The sequence below is a fragment of the Bifidobacterium sp. UTBIF-78 genome (genome assembly GCF_006408945.1).
GTDB classification, from domain to species: Bacteria; Actinomycetota; Actinomycetes; order Actinomycetales; family Bifidobacteriaceae; genus Bifidobacterium; species Bifidobacterium myosotis.
In genome coordinates this window covers 102,711-120,846 of sequence record NZ_JFAO01000006.1, presented here as the reverse complement: position 1 = coordinate 120,846, position 18,136 = coordinate 102,711, and the positions used below count along the sequence as shown (strand labels likewise).

At 63.9% G+C, this 18,136-nt stretch carries 13 protein-coding genes; 7 read left to right on the top strand and 6 right to left on the bottom strand.

The window, feature by feature from the left end; genetic code table 11:
- The first annotated feature begins 421 nt into the window (after nt 1–421).
- Both BG22_RS02365 and BG22_RS02360 read left to right on the top strand, forming a co-directional pair.
- Nucleotides 422–1,120 carry an HAD-IA family hydrolase gene (locus BG22_RS02365; protein ID WP_140492782.1) on the top strand — a complete coding sequence of 233 codons (699 nt, stop codon included), beginning with the start codon at nt 422–424 and terminating at the stop codon, nt 1,118–1,120.
- A 131-nt stretch (nt 1,121–1,251) separates the two neighbouring features.
- Nucleotides 1,252–1,497 carry a hypothetical protein gene (locus BG22_RS02360; protein ID WP_140492779.1) on the top strand — a complete coding sequence of 82 codons (246 nt, stop codon included), beginning with the start codon at nt 1,252–1,254 and terminating at the stop codon, nt 1,495–1,497.
- 236 nt (nt 1,498–1,733) lie between these two features.
- On the opposite strand, the gene BG22_RS02355 is transcribed toward BG22_RS02360, so the two are convergent.
- The 5 genes from BG22_RS02355 to BG22_RS02335 all read right to left on the bottom strand — a co-directional run bounded on the left by BG22_RS02355 (nt 1,734) and on the right by BG22_RS02335 (nt 8,542).
- Nucleotides 1,734–3,311: an amino acid permease gene (locus BG22_RS02355; protein ID WP_140492776.1), complete on the bottom strand. Its 1,578-nt coding sequence runs from the start codon at nt 3,309–3,311 to the stop codon at nt 1,734–1,736.
- Nucleotides 3,312–3,516: 205 nt separating this feature from the next.
- Nucleotides 3,517–4,878 carry a glycosyltransferase family 1 protein gene (locus BG22_RS02350; RefSeq protein WP_140492774.1) on the bottom strand — a complete coding sequence of 454 codons (1,362 nt, stop codon included), beginning with the start codon at nt 4,876–4,878 and terminating at the stop codon, nt 3,517–3,519.
- A gap of 38 nt (nt 4,879–4,916) precedes the next feature.
- Nucleotides 4,917–6,200, bottom strand: coding sequence for an MFS transporter (locus BG22_RS02345; protein WP_094666683.1), 1,284 nt, complete (start codon nt 6,198–6,200; stop codon nt 4,917–4,919).
- Nucleotides 6,201–6,325: 125 nt separating this feature from the next.
- Complete coding sequence (locus BG22_RS02340) at nt 6,326–7,354, bottom strand: PfkB family carbohydrate kinase (RefSeq protein ID WP_140492771.1); 1,029 nt, start codon at nt 7,352–7,354, stop codon at nt 6,326–6,328.
- Nucleotides 7,355–7,795: 441 nt separating this feature from the next.
- Nucleotides 7,796–8,542 carry a LysE/ArgO family amino acid transporter gene (locus BG22_RS02335; RefSeq protein ID WP_140492768.1) on the bottom strand — a complete coding sequence of 249 codons (747 nt, stop codon included), beginning with the start codon at nt 8,540–8,542 and terminating at the stop codon, nt 7,796–7,798.
- 677 nt (nt 8,543–9,219) lie between these two features.
- On the opposite strand from BG22_RS02335, the gene BG22_RS02330 reads away from it, so the two are divergent.
- The 4 genes from BG22_RS02330 to rsmD all read left to right on the top strand — a co-directional run bounded on the left by BG22_RS02330 (nt 9,220) and on the right by rsmD (nt 15,480).
- Entirely contained in the window at nt 9,220–10,815 is a 1,596-nt protein-coding gene (locus BG22_RS02330; protein WP_140492765.1) for a PLP-dependent aminotransferase family protein, read from the top strand.
- 165 nt (nt 10,816–10,980) lie between these two features.
- On the top strand, nt 10,981–11,175 hold the full coding sequence (gene rpmB, locus BG22_RS02325) for a 50S ribosomal protein L28 (RefSeq protein WP_140492763.1): 195 nt from the start codon (nt 10,981–10,983) through the stop codon (nt 11,173–11,175).
- Between the two features lie 119 nt (nt 11,176–11,294).
- Entirely contained in the window at nt 11,295–14,312 is a 3,018-nt protein-coding gene (locus BG22_RS02320; protein WP_181163344.1) for an ATP-dependent DNA helicase RecG, read from the top strand.
- 517 nt (nt 14,313–14,829) lie between these two features.
- Nucleotides 14,830–15,480: a 16S rRNA (guanine(966)-N(2))-methyltransferase RsmD gene (gene rsmD, locus BG22_RS02315; protein WP_181163341.1), complete on the top strand. Its 651-nt coding sequence runs from the start codon at nt 14,830–14,832 to the stop codon at nt 15,478–15,480.
- A gap of 23 nt (nt 15,481–15,503) precedes the next feature.
- Here rsmD and trmD read toward each other — a convergent pair whose 3' ends face one another.
- On the bottom strand, nt 15,504–16,421 hold the full coding sequence (gene trmD / locus BG22_RS02310; protein ID WP_140492754.1) for a tRNA (guanosine(37)-N1)-methyltransferase TrmD: 918 nt from the start codon (nt 16,419–16,421) through the stop codon (nt 15,504–15,506).
- A 73-nt stretch (nt 16,422–16,494) separates the two neighbouring features.
- Between trmD and BG22_RS02305 the strand changes: the two genes are divergently transcribed.
- Nucleotides 16,495–18,123 carry a U32 family peptidase gene (locus tag BG22_RS02305; protein ID WP_181163343.1) on the top strand — a complete coding sequence of 543 codons (1,629 nt, stop codon included), beginning with the start codon at nt 16,495–16,497 and terminating at the stop codon, nt 18,121–18,123.
- Nucleotides 18,124–18,136 lie beyond the last annotated feature (13 nt).

Here is an 18,136-nt window from a genome sequence, read left to right as displayed (position 1 = left end):
TATATTATTGGCTCTCCTTGTTGGGGGGAACTGGCCCGCGAAGCGGGTCTGAGGGGCAGGGAATTAATAAACGAAGTTCTGACGTGGCATATTAGGTTGGGTTGCTTTCTCAGGGAAATCAACCCAACTGGCTCTCCATGTATGTCAAAATTGGTTTAACAGAGCCAAACCTGATGAACGAACTTACGGCGAGATACGAGCATGTGTTAGTGGTCTGTCTCGCAATTGGTTGAGTGGTATTGGCCCTCTCTGCCGAGGGACTGTCGGCGACGCTGACTGGGTGAGAGAAAAAGCTGAAGTCCTCAATTATTTAAGAAACAGACCACTAGGAATCGCCATTGTCGCGTCGGCCCGATGCGCCCGTCTCGCCATAGTGTCGTCAGCTCCTTGCCGGCGGACGGACGGGCTTAGGATGGTGCCTATGGTTGCGTCTGCCCGTTATTCCGATGTGATTTTCGATTTCTGCGATGTGCTGGTCGACTGGGAGCCGCGTGTGCCGCTGGTGGGGCAGGTGCAGGACTCAGTGATGGACCGTCTGTTCGACCGGGATGACCCGTATGGCTTCTGGCACTACGACGAACTGTCCGATCTGGGCTGGAGCGAGGAGCGGGTGCTGCGCGATTATGCCGCGCAGCATGGTTTGCCGGACCTCTTGGACTTCGCGGATTCCCTGTCAGGTTCATCCTCCTCGTCAGCCTCCCCATCAGACGTTGTGAAGGCCGATGCCGCGGCGTTGCGGGCATTCCGACTGTACTTCGAGCGTCAGCGGATGGCGCTCGTCGGCATGCTGCCCGGCATGCCGGAGCTCCTGCATGATCTGGACGCGGCCGGTGTGCGCTGCTGGGGACTGACGAACTTCACGGTCAAATACGTCGATGCGGCGCGCGAACTCTTTCCGGCGCTCGGTGTTCTGAAGGATGTGGTCGTCTCCAGCGCCGAACGCATCCACAAGCCGGACCCTGAGATCTTCCGCCGGGCCATTGCGCGATTCGGCGTGGAACCGGCCCGTACGGCCTTCGTGGACGACAAGCCGTGGAACGCCGAGGCCGGGACCGCCGCCGGGTTGACCGGCATACGCTTCACCGATGCCGTTTCATTGCGCCATCGGCTGTTTGCGTGACTGCCTCGGTGTTTGCGAACCTGTCTCGCTGATAATTACGGATTTCAGCTTCTGCATCTTCTCCGGCCAGCTTCGCCGTCAGCTCGGCGGAGGAAGGGGCAGTTGCCGTTCAGACAATTGCAAAACAAACCATGAGCGGACTCATTCTCACCGTCTGGTCCGTGTGCTGTGCGTCCCGTCTGCTGCGTCCCCGTCTGGCGCGTCTGCTGTGCGTCCCGTCTGGTGTGTCCGGTGCGTGTGGTGCGTGTGGTGCGTCCCCGTCTGCCGTGTGCTGTGCGTCCCGTCTGCTGCGTCAGGTGCGTCAGGTGCGTTCCCTGTCGGTTCTCGACGGTTCGCTGTCGGATTTCAACACTTGGCTGTCGGGTCTCGACGCTTGACTGTCGGGTCTCATACAAAATACGTACGAAATCCGACAGTCAAGCGTCGAGAACCGACAGTGGTATGTCGAGAACCGACAGTCGAGCGACGGAATCCGACAGCGAACCGGTAAGACCCTGGCAAAGCGGCCCGGCGAGAACCCGGCAAAGTGAACCGGTGAGAATTCGACGAGGCAGCCCGGTGGGAACCCGGCAAAGCGGCCGGCGGGCAACCGGTATCCGCGGTACACCCGCCGTCACGGCAAGCGCAGCGGCTCATCCTCCTCGCGGGGATGGCGCTTCCGCCACCACCGCTGCACGAAATACGCGCCGTAGCACAGCACGATGAACACCAGTTCGGCGCCGAGTGCGAACCGCTGCTCCTTGTCGAAGAAGACCAGCAGGAACGACGCGGTGCACAGGATGAACGCGCCCCATGACGTGTACGGGTATCCGGGTGTGCTGTACTTCAGCTCCGCAGCCGTGTGCCCTGAGGCGATCCAGCGCTTGCGGAACACGATCTGGCAGTAGGCGATGGCGATCCACACCACCACTGCCGACAGTCCGGACAGCGCCACAAGCACCAGATACACGGTGGAGGCTGCGATTACCGACGACAGCAGAGCCAGCAATCCGCCCGCCATCGCGGCGCACAGGGCCAGCAGAGGCACACCGTGACGGGTCGTCTTGGCGAACCACCGCGGGATCATGCCCTCGTGCCCCATCGACCACACCATGCGCGTGGAGGCGTACAGGCCCGAATTCGAGGCGGACAGCACGGCCGTCAGCACCACGAAGTTCATGATGTCCGCCGCGTACGGGATACCGATGGAGCTGAACACCAGCACGAACGGGCTTTCTCCCACGCCGGCCTGACGCCACGGAATCAGCGCGCACATCACCACAATCGAGCCGATGAAGAACAGCACCAGACGCCACAGCGTGGTGTGGATGGCCTTCGGCACGGCGGTTTCCGGGTCGCGCGTCTCGCCTGCCGTCACGCCGATGAGCTCGGTGCCGGAGAACGCGAAGTTCACGGTCAGGATCGTGGCGAACACCGGCATGAATCCGTTCGGGAAAATGCCGTCCTTGGTGAGGTTGCCGAACATCGGCGCATGCGTGTACCCCTTCATCGGGATCACGCCGAAAATCGCGAGCAAGCCGATGGCAATGAACGCGCAGATGGCGAACACCTTGATCGACGCGAACCAGAACTCGGCTTCGGCGAAGAACCGCACCGACAGCGCATTCAACGTGAAGATGAGGATGATGCACGCCGCCGACCATACCCATGTGGGCGTCTGAGGGAACCATCGCTGCATGAGCAGCCCCGCGGCCGTGAACTCCGATCCCAGCGCCACGGTCCACGTCAGCCAGTACTGGATCGCGATGACGAAACCGGTGCCGGGGCCGATGAACTTCTCAGCGTACACATGGAACGAGCCGGTCACCGGCATCGCCACCGACAGCTCGCCGAGCGTGAGCATCACGAGATACACGATGACCGCGCCGATGGCGTAGGCGAGGATCGTGCCGATCGGGCCCGCCTGTTGGATGGTGTAGCCGGAGCTCAGGAACAGACCGGTGCCGATCACGCCGCCGAGCGAAATCATCTGCAGATGCCGTGATTCCATGCCGCGCTTGAGGTTGGTGTGCAGCGCGTGCTTGGTGTTTCCGCCAGAGGCGGCGTCGCTTGACGATGCATCGGCCGGTACGTTGGCTGGCTCATCGATTGATGCGTCGGCTGGCGCGTCGGCTGATGCCGGCGCCCCCGTCATTGTGTCGGAGATATGCGGCTGCGACTGTGCGGCCGCATCGGGTTCGGTCTGACTCATACTGCTCTCTTTGACGTGGTTTGCCATGGCTGGCACGCGGGAGGGCAAAATCGGATTCGGATGCAGTGCCGCTCCGCCGCGCCCAGAACAGTATACGCGCGGGCCGGCGGCGGATGGGACTGTGTTCTGTTTGGGTTCAGGGTCCAGAGCCAGAGTCCGGGACTCAGGACTCAGGACTCAGGACTCAGAACTCAGAACTCAGGACTCAGGCGCGACGTGCGAGGTTAAGGTCCAAGGCCAGCCGGTAGTAATCGATGAGCCGATCGACCATCATCGGCCAGGTACGGCCCTGCACGGCGGCGAGTCCGTTGGTGCCCATGAGCCGGCGCAACGGCGCGTCCTCGACGAGCCGCGTCACGCAGGCGCGCAGGTCGTCCTCATCGTTGGGACGATACAGCAGACCGGTCACATTGCTGTCGACCAGATCGATCGGGCCACCGCTGGCCGGCGCAATGACAGGCAGACCGCTCGCCATCGCCTCCTGGATGGTCTGACCGAACGTCTCCTCGTTGCCGGTGTGCACGAACACGTCCAGCGCGGCGTAGGCGTCGGCGAGATCGTCGCCGTGCAGCATGCCGGTGAACACCGCGTGGGGCAGGCGCTCGTGCAATTCCTCCGCCATCGGCCCGCCGCCGACCACCACCAGCTGCACGTTGAGGCCGTCCAACGCCTCCAGCTGCTCCACCTGCTTTTCGGGGGCGAGCCGTCCCACATAACCGATGACCGGCATGGCGCCGTCGTGGCTCCACTCGCGATGTAGCTCGCGCACATGCGCCGTGCCGGTGCGCGCGGGATTGAACAGCGCGGAATCCACGCCGCGTCCCCAGAGCCGAATCAGCGACGGGTCCACGCCGAACGATTCCAGCCTCTGCCGGGCCTGATCGGTGGGTGCCAGGGTGAGCGTGGCCATGTTGTGCATCTGCGCGATGCGCTTGGCCACGATGTCCTCCGCCTTCTCGCCGGCCGCCTTGCTTACCTTGCGCAGCCAGCCGGTGTGGTTCGGCGCGACGCCGTCGGTCACGCCGTCAATCGCCTCTCGGGCGAAGCGGCGCGCATATTGCGCCACGTCGGTCTGGTAGATCGCCACGGTCGGCACGCCAAGCTCCTCGCCGGCGATCAGGGCCGCATGACCGAGCTTGGAGATCGGCGCGGCCACATGGATCACATCCGGTTTCGGGCCGTTTTCGATGGATTGGATGATCGGGGTCTTCGGCGAAATGGCGACGTTGAACTTCTGAATCGCCACGGTCGGCACTTCGTCCACCGCGAACCCCGCGTACGTGCCGCCTTTCGGTGCCGGCTGCGGGGCGATCACGCGGGCCTCGAACCCGCGCTCGGCGAATCGGTCGAGGATGCGCATGACGCTGCCGGAGACGCCGTTGGTCTGTGCCAGCGACGATTCGCTGACGACCAACACGTTGAGCTTGCGCCGTTCGAAATCGTCCATGCCGCGCTCCGGCGAATCCGCCAAGGAACGGTCGTCCGGATTGTGTTGCGCCGAATCCTGTTCTGCCGGTTCTGCTGATTGAGATTGTTCGTCCGATTGATGGTTCGTTGTCTTGTCCACGATGATGCGCCTGCCGATGATGTGATGAGCCGAAACGATCAGGCCGCGGCGCCCTGCCGCGTCGGGTCCTTCTGCAGCGTGAGGAACACCAGCGCCACGACCAGCAGGATGGCGATGGAGAGCACGCCGATCGAGGCGTTGCCGGTCAGGCTCGTGGTGGTCGCCACCAGGAAGGTGCCCAGAATCGAGGCGGTCTTGCCGAAGATATCGTAGAAGCCGTAGTACTCGTTGGCGTGGTCCTTGGGGATGATCTTGCCGTAGTAGGAGCGGGAAAGCGCCTGGATGCCGCCCTGGAACATGCCCACGAGGATGGCGAGAATCCAGAATTCGACTGCGGACTTCAGGAAGAACGTGGCGAAGAACACGATGCCCATGTACGCCACCACGGCCGCCATGATCATCGGCTTGCATCCGAAGCGGCCGGCCAGACGGCCGTAGATGATCGCGCACGGGAACGCCACGAACTGCGTGACCAGCAGTGCCACCACGAGCTGAGTCGAATCGATGCCGAGCTCGGTGCCGTACGACGTGCTCATGGAGATCACGGTGTTCACTGCGTCGATGTAGAAGAAGAACGCGATCATGAACATCCACAGCGGCTTGTTCTTCACGATCTTGCCGAACGTGGAGCCCAACTCGGTGAACGTGCCGGCCACCGCCTCACGCGTGTGCTCGCGGGTGGCGCGGAAGTGGACCTGCTTGTAGCTGGTGAGCAGCGGGATCGTGAACGCCACCCACCAGATTGCGGTGATGACGAATGCGGCCCTTGTGCAGGCCGTCGTGGACCAGCCGAACACCGCAGGGCCGCCGAAGATGAGGGCGATGCACAGGATGAACGGCACGGTGGAGCCGACGTAGCCCCATCCGTAGCCGTGGGACGACACCTTGTCCATGCGCTCGTTGGTGGTGGTGTCGATGAGCATCGAATCGTAGAAGGTCAGCGACCCGTTGAGACCGATGGTCGCCAGCACGTAGACGATGAGGAAGGGCAGCCAGGTCAGCGGCAGCGCCATCGCGCAGCACATCACCACGCCGGTGCCGAAGAAGCCCAGGAAGAACCTGATCTTCATGCCCTGCACGTCGGCGATGGAGCCAAGCAGCGGCATCAGCAGCGCGATGACGAGCGAGGCGATGGTCTGCGCGTAGCCCCACGCGGACACGATGTTGCCGTCCGCGGGCATCAGCGACTTCGCGTAGATCGGGATGACCGCGGTGGACAGCAGCACGAACGCGGAATTGCCCACATCGTAGACGATCCACTTCTTCTCGCGTGCGGACAGTTTGGCATTCGCCGATGACGGCGCGATGCTGGCAGCGCTCATATAGGTATGCTCCTCGTTATATACGACTGCAATCAATCGTAAAAGCGGAGGATATGGGTTATACGCCGTTTCAGTTGAACGGAATATGAACAATGCCGGGCTGATGCCGGGGCTAAGGCCGGGGCTTACTTGAGCAGCGCCACGGCCTCGTCGTAGTCGGGGCATTGTGGGATGCCGTTGACGCTGTGCGCGATGGCGACGGACGTGGCGGCGTTGGCCACCTTGACCGCTTCGGCGAGCCCGCGCCCCTCGGCCAGCATGGCGCACATCACGCCGGTGTGGCAGCTGCCGGCCGAGCGGGTGTGCACCGACTTGGTGGGGAATCCCTCGAGATGCATGGTTTCGCCGCCGGGTTCGCGCACCCAGGCGCCGCGCGAGCCGACGCGCACCACCAGCGGGGCCCTGAGCGTGGAGCCCAGGCCGTCGCACAGCTGATGCATGAAGTCGTCCAGTCCGCCGCCGATGGTCACCTTGCTGTCGTCGATCGGAGCGCCGAGGCGTTCCGCCAACGTCATCGCCTCCTGACGGTTGCAGGACCAGATCGGCCGTGCGAGCACCAGATCCTCGAGCATGTGGTCGTTGACGAGACGCAGTGTATTGGTGGGGTTGATCACCAGCGTGTAGTCGCGCGTGGCGGGGTCGGTGCCGGCCCTGAGCAGGAAGCCGTCCACGCCGGTGGCGGTGTGGTCCATCATCGTGTTGCCGCTGATGTGCACCACGTCGTGCTCCTGCGGCTCCAGCATGGCGAACGTGCTGGCGTCGCCGTGCGCCTCGGCCCCGTACGAGGCGATGAACGTCTTCGTAGCCGAGTCGCTCTTGCCTGATTCGGACCGCAGCACCACGCGGAATCCGGAATCCTCGTCCAAACGGTCCTGGCCGATGTGCGTGATGCCGTTGTCCTGGAAGGACTGGCGGATGAAGTGGGCCCACAGGCCGTTGCCGAGGATGCCCGCATGCTCCGCCTCGACGCCCATGCGGCTGACCGCCTCGAGCACACGGTAGCTGCCGCCGATCGAGGGCTTGGGGTGGTCCGCCACGGCGAACCCGCCTTCCGGGGGCACCTCGTCCACATTCATCATGATGTCTACCCAGACCTGTCCCAGTGAGATCACACGGGGCTGATGGGTGCCAATGCCACGTCGCAGATCCAACATCGCAGCCTCCTTCGTTGCCAATCGAGTGTGCAGGGCTTCTTCGCTCCTGCCGCCTCTACTCGAAATTATATGAGAGGTCTGCGGCTACGGAATGGACAAACCGCCGGGTTTTATTGGGTAAAGCGTCTGGTTTACCGGTGTTTCAGGGGGATTTCAGGGTGGCGGTCTTTCGGTCGGGGCGGGGGTGTTGGATTGCCTTGGCTGGTGGTCTGTTTCGTAATTGTCTGAATCGCATTGGCCCTCTGGCGACGGGCTGGCAGCGAAGCTTACCGGGGGGGGGCAGAAGCTGAAGCTCTTAATTATTAATGGGACAGGCCACTGGAGTGGGGACAGGCCACTGGAGTGGGGACAGGCCACTGGATTCGCGCGCTGAAGTGATGGTCTTCTTGTCTGGGGTCGAGGTCGGACGCCGGTCCGGTTGGGCGTCAGTCCGGGCGTGCGTCAGAACACCGCGATCGCGAAGTCGACCAGCAGCTTGACGCCATACAGGGTGATGACGCCACCGCACACTCGGTTGAGCACGTCGATGATCTTCGGGCTGAACTTGTGGGCGAAGGCGTTGACGAGCAGCGTCACGCCGAAGAACCACAGCATCGAGGCGGTCTCGACGCCGGTGATGAACGGGGCGGTCTGCTGCGCGTTGAGCGTGGCCGCAAAGGCGCCGAGCATCAACGTGCCGTCGATGATGGCCTGCGGGTTGAACCAGGTGACGGCGCAGGCGGTGCCGATGGTGTTCAACAGGCCGCGGGCGCCGAGGTGCTTGTCCGGGACCTGCGCGGTTGCTGCGGCCGCGGATGAGCCGAAGGCGGCTGTGCCGGTTGCGGTCGCTGCGGTGCCGTGCGCTCCGGCGCCGGTCATGGTGTTGGCTCCGGTGCCATGGGCGCCGGTTCCGTCCGACTTCCCGGCCTTCCTGCTCGGCAGCACCAGCCCCAGTCCGATGCGGATCACCACCAGACCCCCCAGCCCGAGCACGATGTTCTCCAGCCACGGGTGGGTCTGCATCAAAGCGCCGATGCCGAAGAAGCAGGACAGCGACAGCGCCATGTCGAAGCAGATGACGATGAGCGCGGTGATGAGGGCGTTGCGGCGGGTGCGGGTCAGCGCCGAGTTGATGACGAACAGGTTCTGCATGCCGATCGGTGCGATGTAGGCGAGCCCCATCGTCAGTCCCTGTATATACAGACCCATGTTCGGCCTCCGTCTTCTGTGCTGCGCGTGTCGTTCTGCGTTGGTTCGCGTGTTCGTTCATCTGTGGTTTGGTTGGTCGGCCTCTATCCAGCCAAACCAACCAAACACTGCTCCAGTACGCGGTGCTGTGGTGAATCGTTGTTCCCGCAAACCGCTGCTTTCCAATACCATTGACCTATGGTAAGGAATTGGCTACACTTGGCAACCAGCCAAGCATGGCATATGTAACCCAGCCAAATATGCGCAAATGAGTTGAATCGTAAGGCGGATGTGCGGGATGTGGGTGCGTTTGGTGGATTTCGCACGCCCGGTCTGTTGGACGCATTGGCCGTCTGATTGTGCGCTCGATCACTGCACCAATCGGCCGCCCGCGCGCCGCGTCAGCGGCGGTTTTCTTCGTCTGGCTCGACCATTGTGCCGATCGGCCGGCCACTGGCCGGGCCGTGCGGGCTGGGTGGACCTGCCGGGTTGGGTGTGTGGCACGGCTGGCTGGTTGGTGGGAGTCGGCTGGTCGATCAGGTTGATCGACCGATCGGGTTGGTTTGTCGGTCGGCCGGTCGGGTTGGCCGATCAGATTGGCTGGTCGGGTTAGTTGACCAAGTTGGCTGGCTGGTCAGGTTGGCTGGATGCCGGGCTACATGATTGGCCCATGGTATCCGCACCGGAAGGAGGGCGTTATGGCGCGCATCGCACCGCTGCATATCGATTGGAAGCCGGACCGGACCGCCGACCGCCCGGTCACCGGTCAGATCGTGGACTTCATGTGCGAGCGCATCGCCTCCGGTGCCTGGCCGATCGGTGCGCGGTTGCCCAGCCAACGCGCGCTGTCCGAGGCGTTCGGCGTGAACCGGTCCACGGTCATCGCGGCCATCGAGGAGCTCGCCGACTACGGCATCGTTGAGGGGCGGCATGGCGCGGGGACGCGCATCATAAGCAACACATGGTCGTTGATGCTTTCCGGCGCGCCCGACTGGGCGGATTACGTCTCCTCCGGCTTCTTCAAGGCGAACAACGACACGATTCAGGCCATCAATCGGTATGAATTCGACCCGACCAAGACGCGGTTGGGCACCGGCGAGCTCGACCCGCGGCTCTTCCCCCGCCGGATGTGGCGACGCGTGGCGCACGAGGCGGCCGAGGAGATCGACGCCCTCGGCTATCCGCCGCCCGAGGGCCTTGACGTTCTGCGTGAGGCGATCGCCGTCCATATGCGGGATTGGGGCGTCGAGTGCCGGCCCGAGCAGGTGCTCATCTCGTCGGGTGCATTGCAGGGATTGCAGATGATTTCGGTGAGTCTGCTCTCCTCCGGTTCCACCGTGGTGGCCGAGGCGCCCAGCTACATCAAGTCACTGCAGGTGTTCCAGTCGGCTGGGATGAAGCTCGCCGGCGTGCCGATGGATGGGCAGGGCATCGACGTCGGGGCCCTGGGCGAGGTGTTGGGGTGGTCGGGCGTGTCGGGCCGGGCGGTCTCGAGTTCGTTGGGGTCGTCGGGCGTTGCGGGTCCGGCCATCGTTTCCGGGGCCGCCGCATCCGCCGTCTCTGTGAGGGCGTCGTCGCAGGTAGGGCGGACGGGCGTGTCGGGCCGGTCGGCCTCCGGCGGTGCGGTGCTGTACACGATTCCGACCAACCACAATCCCACCGGCATCACCATGTCTGCGCAGCGGCGACGGATGCTTATCGACGCATGCGTGGCGGGTCGGTTGCCCATCATCGAGGACTGCGCGTATCAGGATCTGGTGTTCGACGGCGACGTGCCCCCATCCCTCAAAACTTTCGACGACACCGGCATGGTGATCACCGTGGGCAGCGCGTCGAAGGCATTGGCCCCGGGTCTGCGCATCGGCTGGATCGTGGCCGACGAGCGCATCGTGCACCGGTTGGCCGACGTCAAGATGCAGATGGATTACGGCGCGGGCACGCTGAACCAGTGGGTGTTCGCGCGGTTCCTCACTTCGGGGATGTATGCGGAGTATCTGGAGACGCTGCGCGGCGAGCTGCGCCGTCGGCGGGATGCGGCGCTGGAGACGCTGGACCGTTTATTCGCGGGGCGCGCGCACTGGAACACGCCGGGCGGCGGATTCTACATCTGGCTCACCTTCGACGAGCCGGTGCGCATGGGGAGGCTGTTCCAGCGGGCGCTCGAACGCGGCGTGCTGCTTAATCCGGGGGATATCTACGATTTCGAGAGCGACAACGCGCTGCGGCTCAGTTATGCGTACACCACGCCGGAGGAGTTCGCGCGTGCCGCCGCCGTGGTGGCCGCGTTGGTGTGACGTGCCTTGCGCGCTCCGGCGCGTTGGTTCGGCATGATACACGCAAGAGTTGCGGTTGTCGGTATTGAGCTGTATTCTTGTGAAGTTGTGTGTTCGGCATGTCGGGTAATACCGCCGGTTGGACACGGAAAAGACTTGACAAATCAAGGTTTAAGGGAGTCCATCATGGCAGCTCGTTGCGCAGTGTGCGGTAAGGGTCCGCAGACCGGTTTTACCGTTTCCCATTCGCATCGTCGTACCAAGCGTAGCTTCCGCCCGAACCTGCAGTCTGTGCGCACCACGATCGATGGTGAGAACACTCACATTCGCGTGTGCACCAAGTGCCTCAAGGCCGGCAAGGTTCAGCGCGTGGCCGCGTGAATCGCGTACTAACGTACCTGACGCATCAGCGTCCTTCGGAACCCGCTTGAGCTTCGGCTCGGCGGGTTCTGTCGTATCTGCGGACGCTCGCCATACAATGGTGCCCTATGAGCATCACCATGGACACCGCCCTTGCCGCGCTGATCACCAACAAGCGCCGGGTTTCCGCGCTCAAATCGCTGGGTGTGGTCACTGTGGGTGATGCGCTCACATATTATCCGTTCCGCGTCACCGATCCCGTGCCGCTGCGGGCCATTCGTGAGGCGCAAATCGGTCAGACCATGGCCTTCGCCGCGACGATCCGCGATCTGCGCGTGGTGCCGATGAACGCGCGACGTGGGTACCGGCTCGAAGCCACTGTGGACGACACGGATTTCGCCCGGTCGCGTCGTGTCGCCGGAGGTCTGGCACGCCTCACCTTTTTCTCCTACCGCAAGTCCTATGTGGACTGGGTGAGCATGCGATTGCGCGCCGGCTCGGTCGTGGTCATCTCCGGGATGCCCGGCGAATACATGGGACAGCTTCAGTTCACGCATCCCGACATTCTCACCGTGGCGCCCACGATGCCGGCCGTTGCTGCCGGACGTACCGTCAGCGGCGTAATGGCTCCGGGGCAAGATGAGTTCGCGGTGGCCGAAGGATTGGTTCCGGCTGCTGGCCCTGTTGCCGCTGGGCCGGCTCCGGACGGCGGCCCGGTCCCCGCTGGTCTGCCGACCGGCCAATTGCCTGCTCAGCCGAACGGACAAGCGAGGCGGTCCATCCACGAGTCGCCCTCCCCGGCGCTCAAATACGACGCCGACACCGTAGGTGAAGGGCTTGCGCGAGTCTGCCGCCCGCGACCCGTCTACCACGCCAGCTCGCGCATCTCCTCCGAGCATATCCATGAGACGATCCTGAACCTGTTGTGGATGATGGGAGTGCGTGGTTCCGCGGCCGGCTCCGATTCCAGCGAATCCGGACTCGTCGCCCCCTCCACCGAGGTCATCGCCATTCAGCCGGGGGAGTCCACCTCCGCGCAGACCGCCGTTGCCGGTCAGGCCGCCGATTCGGTCGCCGGGTCCGCTGCCGCGTCGTCCGGCGCCATACCTGACATTCTGCCCGAAGACATCCGTGTGGCCAAAGGGCTGATGCACCGTGCCGAGGCGTTTCTTGCCATCCACGATCCGAGCACCAAGCACCGGTTCGATCAGGCCATCGAGACTTTGCGCTATGAGGAGGCCTTCATCTCCCAGACCTCGCTGGTGAGGGCCCGCCTGCATGCCCATAAATCCTCGGCGCATCCATGTCCGCTGAATGTCGTCGGCGCTGTCGCCGGAGCGGTTGGTGTTGGTACCGCTGCTGGCGCCGTCGGATTGGAAAACGCTCCGGTTGATTCAGTTGACGCCGATGCGGGCTCTGGCGCTGCGGACGGGATTGGCGCCGGCGCCGCCATCCGGCCCGCGAACGCATCGCCTGATACGCCAGCCCTGAACCTGCGCGACCGATTCATCGCGTCGCTGCCGTTTACTCTTACCGACGGTCAGCGGCAGGTTGTGGACGACATCGCCTCCGACCTTGCCCGCGACTGGCCCATGCAACGACTGCTGCAGGGCGAAGTGGGCTCCGGCAAGACCGTGGTGGCGCTTGCCGCCATGCTGCAGGCCGTGGGCGCCGGGTATCAGGCGGTGCTGGTGGCGCCGACCCAGGTGCTCGCGGAACAGCATTACAAGACGATCCGAGCCATGCTGGCGCGTTTGCGTGATGCCGATGCGGCTGTTGCAGGTATCTCGGAGGCTGTGGGTGCTGGGGATGCTGCGGGTGCCGCGAAAACCACGGGCATCGCGAATACATCAGCCCCCCAATCCGATTCGGGAGTCACGGACACTGCAGGGAAGTCCGCGAGCGTTCCAGCGACCCCAGCCGTACCCGTCACCCTGCTCACCGGTGGCATGAAGCTCGCCGCACGACGCAAAGCGCTCGCCGAAGCGGCGTCGGGCGCGCCGGGCATCATCGTGGCGACCCATGCGGCGTTCTCCAAAACCTTCCAGGCCCCGCATCTGGCGCTGGTGGTCATCGACGAACAGCACCGTTTCGGCGTGGAGCAGCGTGAAAGCCTCAACGCCAAATCGGACGACGGCACCACGCCTCATCTGCTCGTGATGACGGCCACGCCCATCCCCCGCACCGCCGCCATGACGTGGTTCGGCGATCTCGACATCTCCTGGCTCACCGAGCTGCCAGGCGGGCGCAAACCGATTCGCACCGTGGTGGTCAACGAGGCGGACGCCAACACGATGGGTCGCATGTTCGCCCACATCCGCACGCGCATCGATGCGGGGGAGCGGGCGTACATCGTCTGCCCGCGCATCGACATGGAGGAGAGCGGCGACGGTTCGGCCGAAGGCGCTTCGCACGCCGGCTCCGAGGCCGGTGGCACGTCCGCGCGCGCCTCGCGTTCGTCGCGTGGCCGCGGGCGGGCCGGGGAGGTCGGCATCGAGGACCCCTATGAGACCTTCGACGACAATGGCGAGACGGTAGCGCGTCCGCCGTTGCATTCGGTGGAGGAGATCGCCGGGCGGCTCCAGAAGTTGCCGCAATTCGCCGGCATCCGCTTCGCCACACTGACGGGCCGGGACAAGGACGACGTCAAAACGCAGGTCATGGCCGATTTCGCCAACGGGGCGACCCCGGTGTTGGTGTCCACTACCGTGATTGAGGTGGGTGTGGACGTCAAGCAGGCCAGCTGCATCGTCATCTTCGATGCCGATCGGTACGGGCTGTCCCAGTTGCACCAGCTGCGCGGGCGTGTGGGACGTGGAGGCACCAATTCGTGGGCGTTCCTTATTTCCCGCGCCGAGCCCGGTTCGACGGCCGAGCAGCGGCTCGAAGTGATTCATCATTCCCTGGACGGCGCGGAGATCGCCCAAGCCGACTTGGAATTCCGCGGAGCCGGTGATGTGTTGGGCGATGCGCAATCCGGCGGCAAATCGAGTCTCAAACTGCTGCGCGTGGTCAAGGACGTCGATATGATCGCCGACGCCCGCGTCCGAGCCGAACGGTTGCTGGCTGGCGACCCCGATTTGGCGGGCGAGGTCCAGTTGGCGGGGGCCGTGCTCGATTTCACCCGGGGCAACGAGACGTTCCTGACCTCCAGCTGACGGTCTTCCGAGATCTTCCTAGTGGTCCGTCTCGCAATTGTTGAGTGGTATCGGCCTTCGCTGATGAGGGGGGCTGTCAGCAAAGCTGACTGGGGAGAGAAAAAGCTGAAACTCTCAATCGTTTAAGAGATGGACTACTAGGGTCTTTTCGAGGCTGTCTCCTACGATTTGCCCACTGCGATCAGGCTTTCTCGTCTGCAAGGGGTAGGTACACCGGTTGTGCGGAGAGCTATCTCCGTTGCAAGGGGTAGGTGCTCAAGTAGACCGAGCCGGAAAACCGTACAACGGCGTTGCGATGGCACGGCCGATACTCGCGGTTTGGCGCGCGAGGTACCCCTTGCAACGCAGATAGCTCCGGGGCGAAGGGGAAAAGTACCCCTTGCAAGGCAGATAGGTGTCGGAGGGCCTGACGAGTGACGAAGGTCACGGGCGATATGCCATGAGCGGTCGATGATGTTGTGCGCACCGATGATGTTATGAACGCCGACGATGCCGGGCAGCCGCTAGGCTGGTACGCATGCGCGTAATTTCTGGACGATTCAAAGGTGTGGCGCTCGCCACCCCCAAAACCGGCACCCGTCCCACCACGGACCGCACCAAGGAAGCCATCTTCTCCCATCTCGACTCATGGGGTGTATTGGATGACGCCCGCGTGCTGGACCTCTTCGCCGGTACGGGCGCACTCGGCATCGAGGCGTTGAGCCGCGGGGCGCGGGAGCTGGTGGCCGTGGAATCCTCCAGACCGGCCGCGGCCCTCATCACCAAGACGCTGGCCCAATTGCAGCGGAACCGTTCGTGGACCACTGACCTGAAGGCCCGCGTATTGGCCAAAAAGGCGGAAGCCGTGGCAGGCGGATTCGGCGAGCCGTTCGATCTCATCATGATCGATCCGCCGTATGCCTATGAGACCGAGTCCTGCAACCAGTTGCTCGCCGATTTGGCCGCAGGCAGCGCCACCAACGACCATACGGTGATTATGCTGGAGCGATCGGTCCGCTCGGACGCCCCAACCGCGCCCGAAGGTTGGGAGATCACCGAAAGCCGCAACTACGGCGAAACTGCTGTGTTCTACATCGAGCCGATTGCTGAGGACGACGAGGACGGAGAAAGCGACGCGGACGGCGCGGGCGACAAGAACAATGAGAACAGCGAAGGAGACCGAAGGTAAGGAATACGCCCTGTTACATCAGGTCAGTCGGCCAACCGGCGCGGATGGGCGGCGGAGACCTCCCAGCCCAGCGACATCAGGGTCTTACGGTCGGCTTTGTCCAACGCCTTGCAGTCCAGCGCCTCGATGAGGTCGGGGCGGATCTCGGCGGTACGGGCCAGCGCCTCGTCGCGGCGGAAGCGATCCACCTTGCCGTGATCGCCGGAAAGCAGCACATTCGGGACAGCCAGGCCGCGCCACACGGCGGGTTTCGTATACTGCCGGTGCTCGAGCAACGCGCCCTCGCCGGTGTAAGATTCCTCCACAATCGAGTCGGGATTGCCCATGAACCCCGGCATCAGACGGGTGATGGCCTCCACCATCACGGAAACGGCCACTTCGCCGCCGTTGAGCACGTAGTCGCCGATCGAATATTCGCGTACGTCGATGCCCTGCGCGCGGTAATAGTCGGGGATGCGCGCGTCATACCCCTCGTAGCGTCCGCACCCGAACAGCAGGTGTCCGGCATGGCTGAGCTCGGTGGCGTCGCGCTGGGTGAACAGCGGTGCGGAGGGGTTCGGGAAGATGAGCACCGGGGCATCGCTCGCCGGAATGGTGGTTGGTTGCGACATAGAGGCGGAAGTTTCCGTCGGTTCCCATCCAGGTTCCGGACCGGATTGTGGGGTAACCGCGTCGGTTTCGCCGTTGCCTCCGGCGCACGCGTCGGGCGCATCCAGCCCCAGCAGCTCATCGAGGCATTCGGCCCAGACCTCGGGCTTCATCACCATGCCCGCGCCGCCGCCCACCGGCGTATCGTCCACCGAATGATGCACGTCATGGGTCCAGTCGCGCAGGTTGTGCGCCTTGACCTCCAGCAGGCCCTTTGCCTGCGCCTTGCCCATCAGACTCAGCCCGAACACGTCGAAATACTCGGGGAACACGCTCACGATATCGATCTTCATGCGCTCCAGCCTAACGGTAGGCCCGCCCGCATTACACGCCCATCACTACACTATTGCGATGATGAATACGACGATGAACCTCCCCACACGAAAGAAGCCCGAGGTGCTGGCCCCGGCCGGCAACCTGCGCGGCCTCAAGACGGCCGTGGACTACGGCGCCGACGCGGTCTACTGCGGCGGCAAGGCCTTCGGCATGCGCTCGGCCCCCAGGAACCTGAGCCTCGAGGACTTCGAGGAGGGGGCGCGCTACGCCCACGAGCACGGCGCCCGCGTATACGTGACCTGCAACGTGCTTCCGCGCAACAACGAGATCGAAGCCATGCGCGAGTACGTCGGCCAGCTCAAGGACACCGGCGTGGACGCACTGATCGTCTCGGATATCGGCGTGATGCTCATGGCCCGGCAGGTGGCCCCGAACCTCGAACTGCATGTGTCCACCCAGGCGGGCGTGACCAACTATCAGGCCGCCAACGCCTTCTACGAACTCGGTGCCCGGCGCGTGGTGCTGGCCCGCGAGATGGACCTGCAGGCCGTGCGCGACATCCGCGCCAACATCCCCGACGACCTCGACATCGAGTGCTTCGTCCACGGTGCCATGTGCATGGCCTTCTCCGGCCGCTGCCTGTTCTCCAACTATCTTACCGGCCGCGATGGCAACCATGGCGAATGCGCCCAGCCGTGCCGCTGGAAGTACTCGATCGTGGAGGAGAAGCGCCCCGGCCAGTACTTCCCGATCGAGCAGACCGAGAACGGTGCCTACCTGTTCAATTCGCAGGACATGAACATGCTCGAGCATCTGGACGACCTTATCGACTCCGGCGCCACGAGCCTCAAGATCGAGGGGCGTGCGAAAAGCGCGTACTACATCGCCGCGATGACCAACGCCTACAAGACCGCAGTCAACGAGTACATGGTCCAGCGCGGCTTCGAATCCGCGGACGGCACGGTGCTTAAGCCCTTCCATGACCGGGTGATCCGTCCGTCCGACCCCGACTACGACGAGGCGACCGCCGAGTTCGGTCAGGATCAGGTGATGCGCAATGCGGATAAGGCCTTCGCCGGAGTGGCGGATGACGGTTACGAGCGGCCCGGCGTCGAATCGGCTGGTCAGCCGACTCCGGCCGGAACCGAGGAAGGAGCCGAGGAATCAGGCCGCTCGCAGTCCGGACTATTGGCTGAGCCCGATAACCTGAGCTATCACGCCCGTTCCACCCGACGCAAGTCCAACACGGCCGCCGAAGCCATCGAAACCGACTGGCAGCATGCGGCTGTTCGCCCGGCGCCGCACGTCAGTCTGCCCGAATGGCTGATCGAGGAGCCCGACAAGGTGGCGCACCGCGACTACTCCACCGGCTTCTACTACCCGGAGCACAAGGTTACGCAGAACACCGACCGCTCCGCCTACTTCCGTTCGTGGATGGTGGTCGGAGAGGTGCTGAGCTGGAGCGCCGACGAAGGCGGCCGCGTCACCCTGATGAGCCGCAACAAGATCGAGCCCGGCCAGCACGTCGAATTCCTGTTACCGGGCGCGCAGCCGCTGGCCTACACCGTGCCGGATGGCGGTCTGAGGGATGCAGACGGCGTGCCGGTGCCCGCCATCAACAACCCCGCACACGTCTTCTCGATGCCGTGCCCGCATCCGGTGCCGATCAACGCCGCCATCCGCTCGCGCACCAAGCGCCCCACCCTCAAGGCCGAATAGGAAGGACCAGCGA

Excerpts from the sequence above, each read along its gene's own strand:
- rsmD (WP_181163341.1), top strand. The coding sequence starts at position 14,830 with ATGCGCGTAATTTCTGGACGATTCAAAGGTGTGGCGCTCGCCACCCCC.
- trmD (WP_140492754.1), bottom strand. The coding sequence starts at position 16,421 with ATGAAGATCGATATCGTGAGCGTGTTCCCCGAGTATTTCGACGTGTTC.
- BG22_RS02340 (WP_140492771.1), bottom strand. The coding sequence starts at position 7,354 with ATGTTGGATCTGCGACGTGGCATTGGCACCCATCAGCCCCGTGTGATC.
- BG22_RS02345 (WP_094666683.1), bottom strand. The coding sequence starts at position 6,200 with ATGAGCGCTGCCAGCATCGCGCCGTCATCGGCGAATGCCAAACTGTCC.
- BG22_RS02320 (WP_181163344.1), top strand. The coding sequence starts at position 11,295 with ATGGACACCGCCCTTGCCGCGCTGATCACCAACAAGCGCCGGGTTTCC.
- BG22_RS02365 (WP_140492782.1), top strand. The coding sequence starts at position 422 with ATGGTTGCGTCTGCCCGTTATTCCGATGTGATTTTCGATTTCTGCGAT.
- BG22_RS02305 (WP_181163343.1), top strand. The coding sequence starts at position 16,495 with ATGAACCTCCCCACACGAAAGAAGCCCGAGGTGCTGGCCCCGGCCGGC.
- BG22_RS02335 (WP_140492768.1), bottom strand. The coding sequence starts at position 8,542 with ATGGGTCTGTATATACAGGGACTGACGATGGGGCTCGCCTACATCGCA.
- BG22_RS02360 (WP_140492779.1), top strand. The coding sequence starts at position 1,252 with ATGAGCGGACTCATTCTCACCGTCTGGTCCGTGTGCTGTGCGTCCCGT.
- BG22_RS02330 (WP_140492765.1), top strand. The coding sequence starts at position 9,220 with ATGGCGCGCATCGCACCGCTGCATATCGATTGGAAGCCGGACCGGACC.
- rpmB (WP_140492763.1), top strand. The coding sequence starts at position 10,981 with ATGGCAGCTCGTTGCGCAGTGTGCGGTAAGGGTCCGCAGACCGGTTTT.
- BG22_RS02355 (WP_140492776.1), bottom strand. The coding sequence starts at position 3,311 with ATGAGTCAGACCGAACCCGATGCGGCCGCACAGTCGCAGCCGCATATC.